The organism is Agrobacterium sp. LR_9, from assembly GCF_041954855.1.
Classification (GTDB): Bacteria; Pseudomonadota; Alphaproteobacteria; order Rhizobiales; family Rhizobiaceae; genus Agrobacterium; species Agrobacterium leguminum.
Genome location: NZ_JAVAYA010000002.1, coordinates 337,911 through 353,400, shown reverse-complemented (window position 1 = coordinate 353,400; position 15,490 = coordinate 337,911). Strand labels below are relative to the sequence as shown.

At 60.3% G+C, this 15,490-nt stretch carries 13 protein-coding genes; 7 read left to right on the top strand and 6 right to left on the bottom strand.

What is annotated here, in order from left to right:
* Position 1: 1 nt before the first annotated feature.
* Complete coding sequence (locus tag RAC79_RS04150; protein WP_174039033.1) at positions 2-775, bottom strand: ribonuclease; 774 nt, start codon at positions 773-775, stop codon at positions 2-4.
* Between the two features lie 207 nt (positions 776-982).
* Between RAC79_RS04150 and RAC79_RS04145 the strand changes: the two genes are divergently transcribed.
* Entirely contained in the window at positions 983-1,930 is a 948-nt protein-coding gene (locus RAC79_RS04145; RefSeq protein ID WP_065654066.1) for a lysylphosphatidylglycerol synthase domain-containing protein, read from the top strand.
* Positions 1,931-1,935: 5 nt separating this feature from the next.
* Here the strand turns inward: RAC79_RS04145 and RAC79_RS04140 are convergent, their stop codons facing one another.
* Positions 1,936-2,799: a 23S rRNA (adenine(2030)-N(6))-methyltransferase RlmJ gene (locus RAC79_RS04140; protein ID WP_174039034.1), complete on the bottom strand. Its 864-nt coding sequence runs from the start codon at positions 2,797-2,799 to the stop codon at positions 1,936-1,938.
* Between the two features lie 41 nt (positions 2,800-2,840).
* On the opposite strand from RAC79_RS04140, the gene RAC79_RS04135 reads away from it, so the two are divergent.
* Together RAC79_RS04135 and RAC79_RS04130 are read left to right on the top strand one after the other, a co-directional pair.
* A complete protein-coding gene (locus RAC79_RS04135) occupies positions 2,841-5,063 on the top strand; it encodes a molybdopterin-dependent oxidoreductase (RefSeq protein WP_374996930.1) in 2,223 nt (740 codons plus the stop codon).
* A gap of 55 nt (positions 5,064-5,118) precedes the next feature.
* Positions 5,119-5,736, top strand: a complete 618-nt coding sequence (locus RAC79_RS04130; RefSeq protein WP_174039036.1) for an NUDIX domain-containing protein — start codon at positions 5,119-5,121, stop codon at positions 5,734-5,736.
* 57 nt (positions 5,737-5,793) lie between these two features.
* Here RAC79_RS04130 and RAC79_RS04125 read toward each other — a convergent pair whose 3' ends face one another.
* From RAC79_RS04125 to RAC79_RS04110, 4 genes are all read right to left on the bottom strand, one after another.
* Entirely contained in the window at positions 5,794-6,729 is a 936-nt protein-coding gene (locus RAC79_RS04125) for an omptin family outer membrane protease (protein ID WP_174039037.1), read from the bottom strand.
* Positions 6,730-6,860: 131 nt separating this feature from the next.
* Positions 6,861-7,535, bottom strand: a complete 675-nt coding sequence (gene purN / locus RAC79_RS04120; protein ID WP_065654061.1) for a phosphoribosylglycinamide formyltransferase — start codon at positions 7,533-7,535, stop codon at positions 6,861-6,863.
* Positions 7,532-8,605, bottom strand: coding sequence for a phosphoribosylformylglycinamidine cyclo-ligase (purM, locus tag RAC79_RS04115; RefSeq protein ID WP_065654060.1), 1,074 nt, complete (start codon positions 8,603-8,605; stop codon positions 7,532-7,534). The genes purN and purM overlap by 4 nt, the downstream gene beginning before the upstream one ends.
* 123 nt (positions 8,606-8,728) lie before the next feature.
* Positions 8,729-9,523 carry a class I SAM-dependent methyltransferase gene (locus tag RAC79_RS04110; protein ID WP_065654059.1) on the bottom strand — a complete coding sequence of 265 codons (795 nt, stop codon included), beginning with the start codon at positions 9,521-9,523 and terminating at the stop codon, positions 8,729-8,731.
* Between the two features lie 243 nt (positions 9,524-9,766).
* Here RAC79_RS04110 and RAC79_RS04105 point away from each other — a divergent pair, with 243 nt between their 5' ends.
* From RAC79_RS04105 to ppx, 4 genes are read left to right on the top strand one after another with little or no spacing between them, the layout of a single operon-like run.
* Positions 9,767-10,924: an AI-2E family transporter gene (locus tag RAC79_RS04105; RefSeq protein WP_078054074.1), complete on the top strand. Its 1,158-nt coding sequence runs from the start codon at positions 9,767-9,769 to the stop codon at positions 10,922-10,924.
* Positions 10,925-10,926: 2 nt separating this feature from the next.
* Positions 10,927-11,655, top strand: coding sequence for a DnaA regulatory inactivator HdaA (gene hdaA / locus RAC79_RS04100; protein WP_080852290.1), 729 nt, complete (start codon positions 10,927-10,929; stop codon positions 11,653-11,655).
* Entirely contained in the window at positions 11,652-13,955 is a 2,304-nt protein-coding gene (locus tag RAC79_RS04095) for an RNA degradosome polyphosphate kinase (RefSeq protein ID WP_374996929.1), read from the top strand. Before hdaA ends, RAC79_RS04095 begins: the two co-directional genes overlap by 4 nt.
* Positions 13,952-15,475, top strand: a complete 1,524-nt coding sequence (ppx, locus tag RAC79_RS04090) for an exopolyphosphatase (RefSeq protein WP_174044186.1) — start codon at positions 13,952-13,954, stop codon at positions 15,473-15,475. The genes RAC79_RS04095 and ppx overlap by 4 nt, the downstream gene beginning before the upstream one ends.
* Positions 15,476-15,490 lie beyond the last annotated feature (15 nt).

Below are 15,490 nucleotides of genomic sequence, written 5' to 3'. Positions count from 1 at the left end.
TCTAGCGAATGGGGATGATTTCCGTGGCGTTGGCGCGGCAGCCCTTGCGGTCAAGCTCGGGGCAGTCGCGGAATGTCATGTCCCTGTTGAGGCAGATGCGCACTTCCTCAAGGCGCCTGCCGTCGCAGCTGATGGAGATGCCGCGTTTCGACAGGCCGGGATTGGCGTCGGTGAAGGCGGTTTCTATGGCGTCGGCGGAGAGAGTGGCGGCTTCGGCGCCGGAGGCGATCTTTCCCGGCAGCCGGATGGCTTCGAAGGCGGCCCGTGTCGCCGAGAAATAGTCCCTCTGCGACAGGCCGGAGCAGGAGCCGTGCTTGCGCCACTGGTGGCCGATCAGGCCCATGGACGGCATGATATCGAACATGGTGCGTCCGATCGCGTCCGGAACACGGTCGGGCTCGCCGCTCTGGCAGAATTCGGGATAGCCGTTTTCGTTCTGCGGCCACAGCCCGTGCACCACGAAACCGTAACGCCTGTCGCTGCCGCATTGCTGGCGGTTGCCCGAGCCTTCGGAACTGGCGCAGAATGCCGGTGACCAGGAGAGCGAAAGCACGTAAAAATCGAACCCGTTTCCGCGGGGCGCAGGGTTCTTGCCCGTCTCCTGGCGGGAAACGTCGCGCCCTGGGGCGTCCGGCCGGGAATTGCCGGCGGCCTGCGATTGGGATTGTGTCTGCCCGTTGCCGGCGGGGTTGGTCGGTGTCGGATTTTCCCGCGCGAACCACAATGCGCCGAGCGACAGAAGGCCCAGGGCGATGAAACCGGCATAACGCTTCATTCCGTGTACGTTCCCCGGAAAATGGACGACCTCACATCGCCGGCAGGCGACGATCCGGTCTTACATCAACTTGTGAACGGGGCAAACCGCCAATCTTTGATGAAAAGGTTGAAAGCTTTGCCGCATAACGAATAAAGTCGAACGAATCTTCCGCAAAGACGGAACAGGGCTGGGGTGAGGCTGGAGGAAATAGGCGGGCATGACCGCATGAAATTCAAGAAATATATCTGGCCCGTCGTTGGCTTCGCGACGATCGGTTTTTCCGCCTGGTTGCTCTTTCACGAATTGCGCGGCCTGTCGCTCGATGATCTCTGGGACAGTCTGAAAGCCATTCGCGTGCGGGATTGGCTGTGTTCGGGCCTTGCAACCCTGCTGGCCTATGCCGCGCTCGCCGGTTACGACCGCATCGCGTTGCAGCATCTTGGCCGCAAAGTGAACTGGTTCTTCATCACGCTTACCTCTTTCACCACCTATGCACTGTCCCACAATGTCGGGGCCTCGGTATTCTCCGGCGCCGTGGTGCGATATCGTGCCTATACGTCCAAGGGGCTGAGTGTGGCGGAAGTGGGCGTGCTCGTCGGCCTCTGCTCCTTCACCTTCCTCATCGGCACGATCATGCTCATCGGGCTGGTGCTGCTTTACGAGCCTGACATCACCGAACGGTTTACCGGCATTCTGCCTGTCGAAGCCTCCACCACCACAGGTGTGGTGCTGCTTCTTTTCGTCGGTCTTTATATTCTTGGCAGCCTGCTAAGGCTGAAACCCCTGAAAATTGGTTCCTTCGTGCTGCCATACCCCGCGCCGAAGCTTGTTGCGCAGCAACTCGTCATCGGCCCGATCGAGCTGATCGGTGCGGCGGGCATCATCTATTTCGCGCTGCCGGAAGCCGGAAATCCCGGTTATATGGTCATTCTCGGCATATTTCTGGTTTCCTTCTCGGCGGCGCTCATCTCGCACGCGCCGGGCGGTCTGGGGGTGCTGGAACTGGTCTTCGTCACCGGCCTGCCGGACATGAACCCGGCGGACGTCATCGCGGCGCTTCTGGTCTTCCGGCTGTTCTACCTCATCATTCCCTTCATCATGGCCCTGTTCGTGATCCTGTTCTTCGAACGGTCGCAGCTGGCGCAGGCGCAGAGGCGGGAAGGGCTGAGATAGCCCCCTCAAATCTCTTCCGCTTTTTCCTCGCCGCGCAGCCAGAAGGCGCGCTGCGAGGCGAACCTGTCCTGCGCCAGCATTGTCTTCAGATAGGGCAGCAGGGTATGCAACTCGTCCTTCAGCGTATAAGGCGGATTGACAATGATGAGGCCGGAGCCGCTCAGGCCATCCAGCCGGTCGCTTTTGACGGAAAGCTCTGCGCACAGCATCTTCGGAATGTCGAAGGATTGCAGCCGCTCGTGAAAGTCCTTGATCGGAGCGCCTTTCTTCAAGGGATACCACAGGCAATAGGTGCCGGTGGAAAAACGCCGATAGGCCTTGTTCAAGCCATCGGCCAGACGCTGATATTCATTCTCAAGCTCGAACGGCGGATCGACGAGGATCAGGCCGCGCTTTTCCTTCGGCGGCAGGTGCGCGCCGAGCGACAGCCAGCCATCCAGTTCGGTGACACGCACCTGATAGTCACCCTCGAACAGGCGTGCGAGCGCCCGGCTGTCATCCGGGTGCAGTTCCATGGCCGAAAGCCGGTCCTGCGGGCGAAACAGCATGCGCGCGAGTTTCGGTGAGCCGGGGTAGAATTTCACGCCACCTTCCGGATTGAGTTCCTTCACGGCGTCAAGATAGGGCTCAAGCAGTTCGGCGATGGGGGCGGGCAGATCGGCCTCCATCAGCTTGCCGATACCGGTCTGCCATTCGCCGGTCTTCTGCGCCTCTTCCGAGGTCAGATCGTAAAGCCCGATGCCGGCATGGGTGTCCAGCACGCGAAAGGCCTTGTCCTTGTTCTGCAGGTAACGCACGAGGCGGGCGAGAACGGCATGTTTGAGGACATCCGCGAAATTGCCGGCGTGATAGATGTGGCGGTAGTTCATGGATGTGTCTCGCTTGCCGTTTATCCGGATGAATGGTCAGGATGAATATTCTTGATGGACGTCACTTCGGCCTTTTTGCCGCATCGTTGATGCAATATACAAAAGACATGAACGTTGCGACCCCGATTTCCGCTGAAAAAGCCGCCCCGAAGTCCGAAGTCCGTATCGGACACACGGTCTGCCCGCATGACTGTCCGAGCGCCTGCGCGCTCGAGGTCGACATCAATGCGGATGGCCGCATCGGCCGCGTGCGCGGGGCTAACGCCAATACGTACACCGCCGGCGTGATCTGCGCCAAGGTGGCGCGTTACTCCGAGCGCATCTATCATCCCGGCCGTCTTCTGACCCCGAAGCGCCGCAAGGGTGCGAAGGGCGCCGGCGACTGGCAGGAAATCTCCTGGGAAGCGGCTCTGGACGAGGTGGCGGACGCTTTTGTCAAGGCCGAGGCGCGGCATGGTACTGAGGCCATCTGGCCCTATTTCTATGCCGGCACCATGGGGCAGGTGCAGCGCGATTCCATCGAGCGGCTGCGCCACGCCAAGAAATATTCTGGCTTTTTCGGCTCGATCTGCACCAACATGGCCTGGACCGGTTATGTGATGGGCACCGGCGCATTGCGTGGCCCGGATCCGCGCGAGATCGCCAAGGCCGATGTCATCGTCATCTGGGGCACCAACGCGGTCGCCACACAGGTCAATGTGATGACCCATGCGGTGAAAGCCCGCAAGGAACGCGGCGCGAAGATCGTCGTCGTCGATATCTACGACAATCCGACCATGAAGCAGGCGGATATGCGCCTCGTCGTCCGCCCCGGCACGGATGCCGCACTTGCCTGCGCCGTCATGCACATCGCCTTCCGCGACGGTTACGCCGACCGTGATTATATGGCGCGCTTCGCCGACGATCCGGCCGGGCTCGAGGCACATCTGAAGACGAAGACACCGCAATGGGCATCCGAAATCACCGGCCTTTCGGTCAATGAGATCGAGGATTTCGCAAGGCTGGTCGGCGCCACCAAGAAGACCTTCTTCCGGCTCGGATATGGTTTTGCCCGCCAGCGCAACGGCGCGGTCGCCATGCATGCGGCGCTTTCCATCGCCACGGTTCTCGGCTCCTGGCAATATGAGGGCGGCGGCGCGTTCCACAACAATGGCGACATCTTCCGGCTCAACAAGGCGGAGTTGATGGGCAGTTCTTACGCCGACCCTGAGGTGCGCCAGCTCGACCAGTCGCAGATCGGCCGTGTGCTGACGGGGGACGCCGAGGCGCTGCGCCATGGCGGCCCGGTGACGGCGCTGCTCATCCAGAACACCAATCCCGTCAATGTCGCGCCTGAACAGCGGCTGGTAAAACAGGGCTTCCTGCGCGACGATCTTTTCGTCGCCGTGCATGAGCAGTTCATGACCGAAACGGCCGATGTGGCCGATATCGTGCTGCCCGCCACCATGTTCCTCGAGCATGACGACATCTACCGCGCCGGTGGCCAGAACCACATTCTGCTTGGGCCCAAACTGGTGGAGCCGCCGGAAACGGTGCGCACCAATCTCTTCGTCATCGAGGAACTGGCAAAACGCCTCGGCGTCGACCATATGCCGGGCTTCGGCCTTTCGGCCCGCGACCATGTCGACCGTATGCTCAAAGTCAGCGGCTGGGGCGATTTCGACACGCTGGCTGAAGAAAAGTGGATCGATGCGCAGCCGTCCTTCGAGGTGGCGCATTATCTCCAAGGATTCGGTTACGGCGATGGCAAATTCCGCTTCAGCCCCGAATGGGCGACTGGACCGTCTCCGAACAAGCCGCCGAAAAATATCGGTGTGATGGGGCCTGTTGCACAATTTCCGAAATTCCCGGATCAGGTCGACGTCATCGAAACCGTGGACGGTGACCATCCCTTCCGGCTGGCGACATCGCCGGCGCGCAACTTCCTGAACTCCACCTTCGCGGAAACGAAGACCTCCGTGCAGAAGGAAGGCCGTCCGGAATTGATGATCTGTCCCGAGGATGCGAGCGGCAACGGCATCGCCGATGGCGACATCGTCCGCATTGGCAATGCGCGCGGCGAAGTGCGCCTCCATGCGAAAATCGTGGAGGGTGCGAGACCGGGTGTGCTGATCGCCGAAGGGCTGTGGCCAAACAGGGCGCATCTCGATGGCGAGGGCATCAATGTGTTGACCGGCGCCGATGCCGTCGCTCCCTACGGCGGTGCGGCTTTTCACGACAACAAGGTGTGGCTCCGCCGCGATGACGAGGCCCGCGAGGCTTGATATTGCGCCGCAACACGGGCAGGCTGAAATTCCACGACATGCAAGGACATATCCGGTGACACAGACGCAGGCGAAAAACATTCCGGCTGACACGGATGCGGGCAGAATCCGGCTGGTGGAAAAAGAAACCGTCTGGAAGGGCTTCGTGCATATGCAGAAGCTCGTTTTCGACCAGCGCATGCCGGATGGCAGAACCATCCGCATCGTCCGGGAAGTCCACGACCATGGCAGCGCCGCCGCCATTCTTCTTTATGACCCGAAGCGCGACAGCGTGGTGATGGTGCGCCAGTTCCGCCCCGCCGCCTTCGTGAACGGCGATCAAAGCTTCATGATCGAGGTACCGGCGGGGCTTCTCGACGACGACGACGCAGCCGTCGCCATCCGCCGTGAGGCAATGGAAGAATCCGGTTACGCTGTTGAGAAGGTCGAGTATCTCTTCGACATGTATGCAAGCCCCGGCACGCTGACGGAGAAAGTCAGCCTCTTCGTCGCCCGCATCGATCTTGACGTGCAGGCCGGCAGCGGCGGCGGACTGGAGGACGAAGGCGAGGATCTGGAGGTTCTGACCTACGGGCTGGACGAAGCCTTCGCGATGATCGCATCGGGTGAAATCACCGATTCCAAGACGATCATTCTGCTGCAATGGGCGATGTTGAATCGCGCCCGGCTTTGAGGGCAGGGTTATTCGAGCGCATCTGGTAAACTCGTAATTCGAGTGAAACTGTCGATACTAGAAGCGTCCTCTCACACCCATCCCCACGAAAATCGACTGCAAGTCACCGCCGCCGGCATTCTTTTCCGATGACAGGTTTCCGGCGCCTGCGCCGCTGTAATGTGTGTCTCCGCGCCCGAGGCTGGTATAGTCATATGCGCCGTCGAGATAGATCGAGGCATTCTCGGTCAGGTCATAGGCGACGCCGGCCTTGACCCCGAACATGCCGGCGACGTCGAATTTGTCGGTGAAGCGCATGTCACGCAGCCAGTGGTCGTCCGTCGCCTTGCCGTAGACCATGGCGCCGCCTTCGAGCCCCAGATTGAGCGACCAGTTGCCGAACCTCTGGCCGCCCGTCAGGTTGCCGTAGAAGACCGGGATTTGCTGGCGATAGGTGATCCCCTTGAGGCCATCCTTGAATTTGCCGGAGAAATCGCGGGGGGAGAAAACGCTGTAAACGGCGTTGCCGCCATAAGCCGACCATTGAACATCCGTATAACGAAAACCGACGCCGGCGCTGAGATATTGCTGCGGATCGTCCAGCAACATGCGATTGAGTTCGAGGCTTCCCGAAAAATAATGGTCGAGCCGCGTGTCGTCATGCTGGGAACGGTGGCTCCAATTGTCCTTCGAGCTATCTCTGGAAAAAGGCCAAACCCAGTCATAGTCGGTCATGTAGCCGTCGCCCTCGAAGCCGACGCTGCCTTCCGCCTTCACGCGCCAGCCGGGCGCAAGTTCAAGCCCGAGCGAGCCGCGCAATGCCACCGCGTTTTTGGTTTCCCACTCGAGTTCGCTCAATTTGCGCCCACCGATATGGACTGTTTCCGTCGCTCGAAGATTGAGAACGCCGGCATCCACTGAGGCTGTAATGCCGCTTTGCTCAGCCGCGACGGGCAGGCTGGCGCCCGCCATCAGAACAGCCGAAAGCGGCAGGGAAAATCTCGACAATGGCATAATCGCTCCTGAATGACCGGAGGGCCCGAAATAAGGGCCGTTGCGGGCATTAAAGATGATTATGGTAAACGATCGGTTTATTTTCCGAAAAATACCATTATGATTGTTTTTGTACTTTAGTTATAGCTTTATCAGGAGGCGGAGATGAGGTTGGAATACTCAGTTTTACTGTCGCCATCCGTGGAGACCGCCTTGCCATCTTCCATTCGAACCTTGCCTTCGGCAAGCCGCTTCAGGGTAAGCGGGTAGAGCTGATGCTCGACTGTCAGGATCCGCGACGCCAGAGTTTCGGCCGTATCGCCGGAAATGACCGGCACCGCACCCTGCGCGATGGTCGGACCTTCATCCATGCCTTCGGTGACGAAATGCACGGTGCAGCCGGAAATCTTCATGCCGCTGTCAATGGCGCGCTGATGGGTGTTGAGGCCGGGGAAAAGCGGCAGCAGGGAAGGGTGGATATTGATGATGCGCCCTTCATAGGGAGCAATGAAATCCCCGGATATCAACCGCATGTAACCGGCGAGACAAATGATATCGGGCGCGATTTCGCCAAGTGCGGCCAGAATGGCGCCCTCATGCTCGGCCTTGCTGGCATAGGTCTTGCGCTCGAAGACCAGCGTGGGAATGCCCATGCCCCGTGCCTTTTCCAGCCCGCCCGCAGATGCCTTGTCCGAGATGACGCAGACGATTTCCGCCGGAAAATCCGCCGCCTGACAGGCCTTGGCCAGCGACACCATGTTGGAGCCGCTGCCGGAAATGAAAACCACGACGCGTTTGCGGCCGGACGGGATGGCGGCGCTCATCATAGGCCGAGAGCGCCCTTGTAGATGGTGCCATGCGCGCCTTCTTCGCGGGCGACCATGCGGCCGAGCGGGAAGACGGTCTCGCCTTCGGCAGTCAGAACATCGGTGACCTTTTCGGCATTTTCAGCCGAAACGACGACGATCATGCCGACGCCGCAATTGAAGGTGCGCAGCATTTCCTTCGCTTCGACGCCGCCGGTTTTCGCAAGCCAAGAGAAGACGGCGGGAACCTTGATCGCATCGAGATCGATTTCGGCAGCGAGATGCTTGGGCAGAACGCGCGGAATATTCTCCGGGAAACCGCCGCCGGTAATATGCGCCAGCGCCTTCAGCGCGCCGGTCTCGCGGATCGCCTTCAAAAGCGGCTTCACATAGATGCGGGTCGGCGTCAGCAGCGCTTCGCCGAGCTTCTTGCCATCCGCGAAGGGGGCAGGCGCGCTCCAGTCGAGACCGGAGATCGACACGATCTTGCGCACCAGCGAAAAGCCGTTGGAGTGAACGCCGGAAGAGGAGAGGCCGAGAATGACGTCGCCTTCGGAAATATCGCCAGCCGGCAGAAGCTGGCCGCGTTCGGCCGCACCCACGGCGAAGCCCGCGAGATCGTAATCGCCATCAGAATACATGCCGGGCATTTCAGCGGTTTCGCCGCCGATCAGCGCACAGCCGGATTCGCGGCAGCCGGCGGCAATGCCGGAAACGATGGCCGCACCCTGGTCCGGGTCGAGTTTGCCGGTAGCGAAATAGTCGAGGAAGAACAGCGGTTCTGCGCCTTGAACGACGAGATCGTTGACGCACATGGCGACGAGATCGATGCCGACGGTGTCGTGATAGTCAGCATCGATGGCGATCTTCAGCTTGGTGCCGACGCCGTCATTGGCGGCCACCAGAACCGGATCGGTGAAGCCTGCGGCTTTCAGATCGAACAGGCCGCCGAAGCCGCCGATTTCGCCATCCGCGCCGGGACGCCGCGTCGAGCGCACCGCCGGTTTGATCTTTTCGACCATCAGGTTGCCGGCGTCGATATCCACACCTGCATCACTATAGGTAAGACCGTTCTTGCCCGACTGGCTCATGGCTCTCGTCTCCGCTGGTTCCTTTGGCGTCGCCATTCGCACGGGACGGGGCCTGATGCAAGGGTTTGAGTGGCAAAAGCTCCGGTTTTTAACGGCTTTGGCGGGGCTGGCCGGATTGGGAGCTTACGATGGCTGCGGCGCGGCGCGACAGACGAGATTGAGCAGGCCGTCGTTGGACGTATCGGAATTTTCCTCTATCGGCCGTCCGTTCTCGCCATAACGCGCGGCGATCTTAAAGCCTGCCGCTTCCAGCTGACGGGTCTGGGCAGCAAGGTCGATGAAATAAAACAGGCCGCTCCAGCGATGCGCCTGATCCGCGAGAATGGCATATTCCGGAGTCTTCCGTGTCGAAGGTTGCAGTCGCAGATAGTTGATCCAGCTTTGCGGATGCAGCGAATTCACCACCTCGCGCGGGTGCCAGGAGCGGCGGTGCAGCGGCATGCCGCCGGCCCGCTTCCATTGCCGGTTATGAAAAGAAAAGATGAAGTACCCGCCCGGTGACAGAATGCTTCGCACGGCATGGATGATGGCAAGCCGGTCCTCATGGTCGAAGGCGCTCAGAATCGCGAGCGCGCCCAGCACGCAATCGAAACGCTCCGCACCGAACTGGCCGATCGCCCGCACATCCATGTCGATAAACGTGGCGGCTGGAAAATTGCGCCGCGCCAGCGCAAGCATCGGCTGCGAACGGTCGATGCCGATATAGTCTCCCACCAGCGGCAGAAGCGGCTTAGTCGTTCGGCCGGTGCCGACACCGAGGTCAAGCAGCCGCTTGCCCGCATAGGCATGGCGGAACTGATCGAGAATAATGCGTTCGGCGGGGTAAAGCTGCTGGTTGTCATACCATTCGGCAACTTCGGGATTATCGAAGAGACCGGCATTATATTCCGCGATGCCATTGTCACTGGTGCTCTGCATCGTGCCCCCCGGCCGCCGGAGATGAAGGAGCGCCGCTGGCCCGCCCGGCAATATTTGATAGTTGTCTAATATTTACCGTCGGTCAACCTGCCGTTGCGAGGGGTTGGCCGGAAATGAGGGATTTTGCCGCTGTGCGGGCAGTCTCCTTCTGCCCACGCGCGAAAGCGCCGGTCTTGACCATGTGCATGTACGCATCCTATCTCCATCACGGGCGGTGACGGTGCGGCGATAAAGGATGAACGGATGCAACCCCATGTAAGCGGTACGAGCCTGCGCCGGCAGGTGTTTTTCTGGATCGGCGTGCTTGCCGTCTTTGTCCTTTTCCTGATGGTCTTCAGCTCCATTCTCCTGCCTTTCGTGGCGGGCATGGCGCTTGCCTATTTTCTCGATCCGGTTGCCGACTGGCTGGAACGGCGCGGCTTGAGCCGGTTGATGGCGACCGTCGTCATCCTCGTCTCCTTCGTGCTGATCTTCGCGCTGTCGCTCATCATCATCATCCCGCTGATCGCCGCCCAGGCCTCGGAATTCATCACACGCATCCCGCAATATATCTCGTCATTGCAGCAGCTGATTGCCGGCGCCGACACCAATCTCCTGCCGGATTGGGTCAGCAGCCAGATCGACGCCGTGAAGGAGAATTTTTCAAAGCTTTTGACCGAAGGTGCCGGTTTCATCGGCACGTTGCTGACGCAGATATGGAATTCCGGCAAATCGCTGGTCGATGTCATGTCGCTGCTGGTCGTTACGCCCGTGGTCGCCTTCTATCTGCTGCTCGACTGGGACCGGATGATCGACAAGGTCGATAGCTGGATACCGCGCGATTATGTCCATACCGTCCGCCAGATCGCCCGCGATATGGATAAGACCATTGCCGGTTTCGTGCGCGGGCAGGGGTCGCTCTGCATCATTCTCGGCGTTTATTACGCCGTCGGCCTGTCACTGGTTGGCTTGAATTTCGGCCTGCTGATCGGCCTTTTCTCAGGCCTCATCAGTTTCATTCCCTATATCGGCTCCATGGTCGGCCTCATCCTCGCCGTCGGCGTCGCCATCGTGCAGTTCTGGCCGGATTACATCTATGTGTTTCTGACGCTCGTTGTGTTCTTCTCCGGCCAGTTCATCGAAGGCAACATCCTGCAGCCGAAGCTCGTTGGCAAAAGCGTCGGCCTGCATCCGGTCTGGCTGATGTTCGCCCTTTTCGCCTTCGGTGCGCTTTTCGGTTTCGTCGGGCTTCTCGTCGCGGTGCCGGCTGCGGCGGCGGTCGGTGTGCTTGTCCGCTTCGCCTTGTCGCGGTATCTTGAAAGCGATCTTTACCACGGGCATGCCGCCAACCTTCCCTGGGACACAAACCCTGCCCTGGAAGAAGGGGAAGCGTCCTCCGGCAAGGTTGACTCTCAGAGCTGACGATGACTGACCAAATCAAAACCGACAACGCCCGGTCGAAGGCCGAGCAGCTGCCGCTCGCATTCTCGCACCAGTCCGCTTCCGGCAGGGATGATCTCCTCGTCTCCGCCTCGCTTGCGGCTGCCGTCAGCCTCATCGATGAATGGCCGAACTGGCGCTCGCCCGTCGTCGTGCTGGCCGGGCCGCCGGGTTCGGGAAAATCGCATCTCGCCAATATCTGGAAAAATATCAGCGACGCGCGCGACATTCACCCCGAGACGGGCTCCGATGCCGCGCGTGCGGCCGAAACGGGACCGGTTCTTTTCGAGGACGCCGACCGGCGCGGTTTTGACGAGACCGAACTCTTCCATGTCATCAACAGCGTACGCCAGCACGGCACCACGCTTTTGATGACGAGCCGGCAATGGCCGGCCGCATGGCCGGTGACGCTGCCCGATCTGCGCTCGCGCCTCAAAGCCGTAACGGTGGTGGAAACCGGCGAGCCGGACGAGGGGCTTTTGGCGCAGGTGCTGGTGAAACTCTTCGCCGACCGGCAGCTTTACATGGATGACAAACTCATAGGTTACATCGTCAATAGAATGGAGCGTTCGCTCGATACGGCCCAGACGATCGTGGACCGTATCGACCGGCTGGCGCTTTCGCGTGGAACGAGAATTACACGGCCGCTGGTGGCGGAGGTCCTCAATGCGATGGACAACGCAGCGGCGGGCAGCGGACTGGACGTCGATTGACTGTCACAGTTCCGTCGTCAAACTGTTATACGGGCAAGAAGGACGATCGCGCGATGCAGCAGGATCACGGGACGGAAATCGGTCAGGGGATGGAACAGGGAATGGACGCTATCGCGCAGGAAGACTTCAACAAGGTTCAGCCGGTGACCGAAGGCGAGAGCCTGTGGGACAGCCCGGCGCGTTTCATCAACCGCGAATTCTCCTGGCTGCAGTTCAACCGCCGCGTTCTCGAAGAAACGCTGAACACGGATCATCCGCTGCTGGAGCGGCTGCGTTTCCTCTCCATTTCGGCCGCCAACCTCGATGAATTCTTCATGGTCCGCGTCGCCGGCCTCGAAGGGCAGGTCCGCCAGAAGATCACCGTCAAGACGCCGGACGGCAAGACGCCGGCCGAGCAGCTCGAAGATATTCTGAAGGAAATCGACAATCTGCAGATGGAGCAGCAGGCATCGCTTGCCGTTCTGCAACAATATCTCGCCAAGGAAGAAATCTTCATCGTGCGCCCCGCCGCACTTTCGGATGCGGACCGCATCTGGCTGGAAACGGAGTTCGAGGAACGTATGTTCCCCGTTCTGACGCCGCTCTCCATCGACCCGGCGCACCCGTTCCCCTTCATTCCCAATCTCGGCTTTTCCATGGGCCTGCAGCTCGATAGCGTCAACGGCCGCGAGCCGATGACGGCGCTCTTGCGCCTGCCGCCCGCGCTCGACCGTTTCGTGCGCCTGCCTGACGAAAAGAACGCCATCCGATACATCACCCTTGAAGATGTGGTCGGCCTTTTCATCCACCGGCTCTATCCCGGTTACACCGTGCGCGGTTCCGGTACGTTCCGCATCATCCGCGACAGCGATATCGAGGTTGAGGAAGAGGCGGAAGATCTGGTCCGTTTCTTCGAGAGCGCGCTGAAGCGCCGCCGCCGGGGTTCCGTTATCCGCATCGAGACTGACAGCGAAATGCCGCAGTCGCTGCGCCAGTTCGTCGTGCATGAGCTTGGCGTGCCTGATAATCGTGTTGCCGTTCTGCCCGGTCTTCTCGCGCTCAACACCATCTCCGAAATCGTCCGCGCGCCGCGCGACGACCTGAAATTCGAACCATACAACGCCCGTTTCCCCGAGCGCGTGCGCGAACATGCCGGCGATTGCCTCGCCGCCATCCGCGAAAAGGACATGGTGGTTCACCACCCCTATGAAAGCTTCGACGTGGTCGTGCAGTTCCTGCTGCAGGCCGCGCGCGATCCCGAAGTGCTCGCCATCAAGCAGACGCTTTACCGCACCTCCAATGACAGCCCGATCGTTCGCGCGCTGATCGATGCGGCCGAAGCCGGTAAATCCGTCACCGCGCTGGTCGAGCTGAAGGCGCGTTTCGACGAAGAGGCGAATATCCGCTGGGCGCGCGATCTGGAGCGCGCCGGCGTGCAGGTCGTCTTCGGCTTCATCGAACTCAAGACCCACGCCAAGATGTCGATGGTTGTGCGCCGCGAGGATGGCAAGCTCAGAACCTATTGCCATCTCGGCACCGGCAACTATCACCCGATTACCGCCAAAATCTATACAGACCTGTCCTTCTTCACCTGCAACCCGAAGATCGCCCATGACATGGCGAATATCTTCAACTTCATCACGGGTTACGGCGAACCGGAAGAGGGCATGAAGCTGGCGGTTTCGCCCTATACGCTGCGCGCCCGCATCGTGAAGCACATCAACGAAGAGATCGAACATGCCAAGCGTGGCGCGCCGGCGGCGATCTGGATGAAGATGAATTCGCTGGTCGACCCCGAGATTATCGATACGCTTTACCGCGCCAGTGCGGCGGGCGTGGAGGTCGATCTCGTCGTGCGCGGCATCTGCTGCCTGCGCCCGCAGGTGCCCGGTCTGTCGGATAATATCCGCGTCAAATCCATTGTCGGACGCTTCCTCGAACACAGCCGTATCTTCTGCTTCGGCAATGGTTTCGGTCTGCCGTCGGACAAGGCGCTGGTCTATATCGGCTCGGCCGACATGATGCCGCGCAACCTTGACCGGCGCGTGGAAACGCTGGTTCCGCTCACCAATCCCACCGTGCATGAGCAGGTTCTTTCACAGATTATGCTTGGCAATCTCATTGACAACCAGCAGAGCTACGAGATACTTGCGGACGGAACGTCGAGGCGCATCGAGGTGCGTAAAGGCGAAGAACCGTTCAACGCGCAGCACTATTTCATGACCAATCCCAGCCTTTCCGGACGTGGTGAAGCCTTGAAATCCAGTGCGCCCAAATTGATTGCCGGGTTGATTTCGTCCCGCAAGAAACAGGCTGAATGACTCGATCAGAAGCACAGGGGCGGCTGACCGGCCTTGCCCCCGTTTCCGTCATAGATATTGGTTCGAACTCCGTTCGTCTCGTCGTATATGAAGGTCTTTCCCGCGCGCCTGCGGTGCTGTTCAACGAAAAGGTCCTGTGCGGCCTTGGCAAGGGACTGGCGCTGACGGGCCGCATGCATGAGGAAGGCGTCAGTCGGGCGCTGATGGCGCTTCGGCGTTTCCATGTCCTTTCCGAGCAGGCGCAGGCGCAGAAGCTCTATGTGCTGGCGACGGCTGCGGCGCGTGAGGCGGAAAACGGCCCGGATTTCATCCGCGAGGCAGAAACCATTCTCGGCTGCGAGATCGAGGTACTGTCAGGCGAAAAGGAAGCGCTTTACTCCGCCTATGGCGTGATCAGCGGTTTCCATGATCCAGACGGCATCGCCGGTGACCTCGGCGGCGGTTCGCTCGAACTCATCGACATCAAGGGCAAGAGCTGCGGCGAGGGCATCACCCTGCCGCTCGGCGGCCTGCGGCTGTCGGAGCAGTCGGACGGCTCGCTGGAAAAAGCGGCGACGATTGCCAGAAAACACGTCAAATCCTTCGCCAAGCTTCTGGCGGCAGGTGAGGGGCGCACCTTTTACGCGGTGGGCGGCACCTGGCGAAACATCGCCAAGCTGCATATGGAGATATCGGGCTATCCGCTGCATATGATGCAGGGTTATGAATTGCCGCTGGAGGAAATGCTGAATTTTCTCGAGGAGGTCATCGTCTCCCGGGATAGCAAGGATCCGGCCTGGCAGGCAGTCTCCAAGAACCGCCGCTCGCTTCTGCCCTTCGGCGCCATCGCCATGCGCGAAGTTCTGAAAATGATGAAGCCAGCCAGGATCGCCTTTTCGGCGCAGGGCGTGCGCGAAGGTTATCTCTATTCGCTGCTGACGGAAGAGGAGCGGGATTCCGATCCGCTGCTGGTTGCCGCCGATGAACTTGCCATTCTGCGCGCCCGCTCGCCGGAACATGCGCGCGAACTGGCGGACTGGAGCGGCCGCACCTTCCCGGTCTTCGGCGTTGATGAGACCGAAGAGGAGAGCCGTTACCGGCAGGCGGCCTGCCTTCTCGCCGATATCAGCTGGCGCGCCCATCCCGATTATCGCGGATTGCAGGCGCTCAACATCATCGCCCATTCCTCCTTCGTGGCGATCACCCATCCCGGCCGCGCCTATATTGCACTCGCCAATTATTATCGCTTCGAAGGTCTGAACGACAACGGTACCACACAGCCGCTCGCCGCCATGGCGGGTGACCGGTTGCAGGAGCTTGGTAAATTGCTCGGCGGCCTGCTGCGCGTCGTCTATCTCTTCTCGGCTTCAATGCCGGGCGTCGTCGACCACCTCAAATTCCGCAAATCCGGCAATCCCGATCTCGATCTGGAATTCGTCGTGCCGCACGATTATTGCGATTTCGCCGGCGAGCGGCTGGACGGGCGTTTGCAGCAACTGGCGAAGCTGACGGGCAAGCGGCTGGCATTCGTGTTCGAATAACGAACGGCGCGTTTC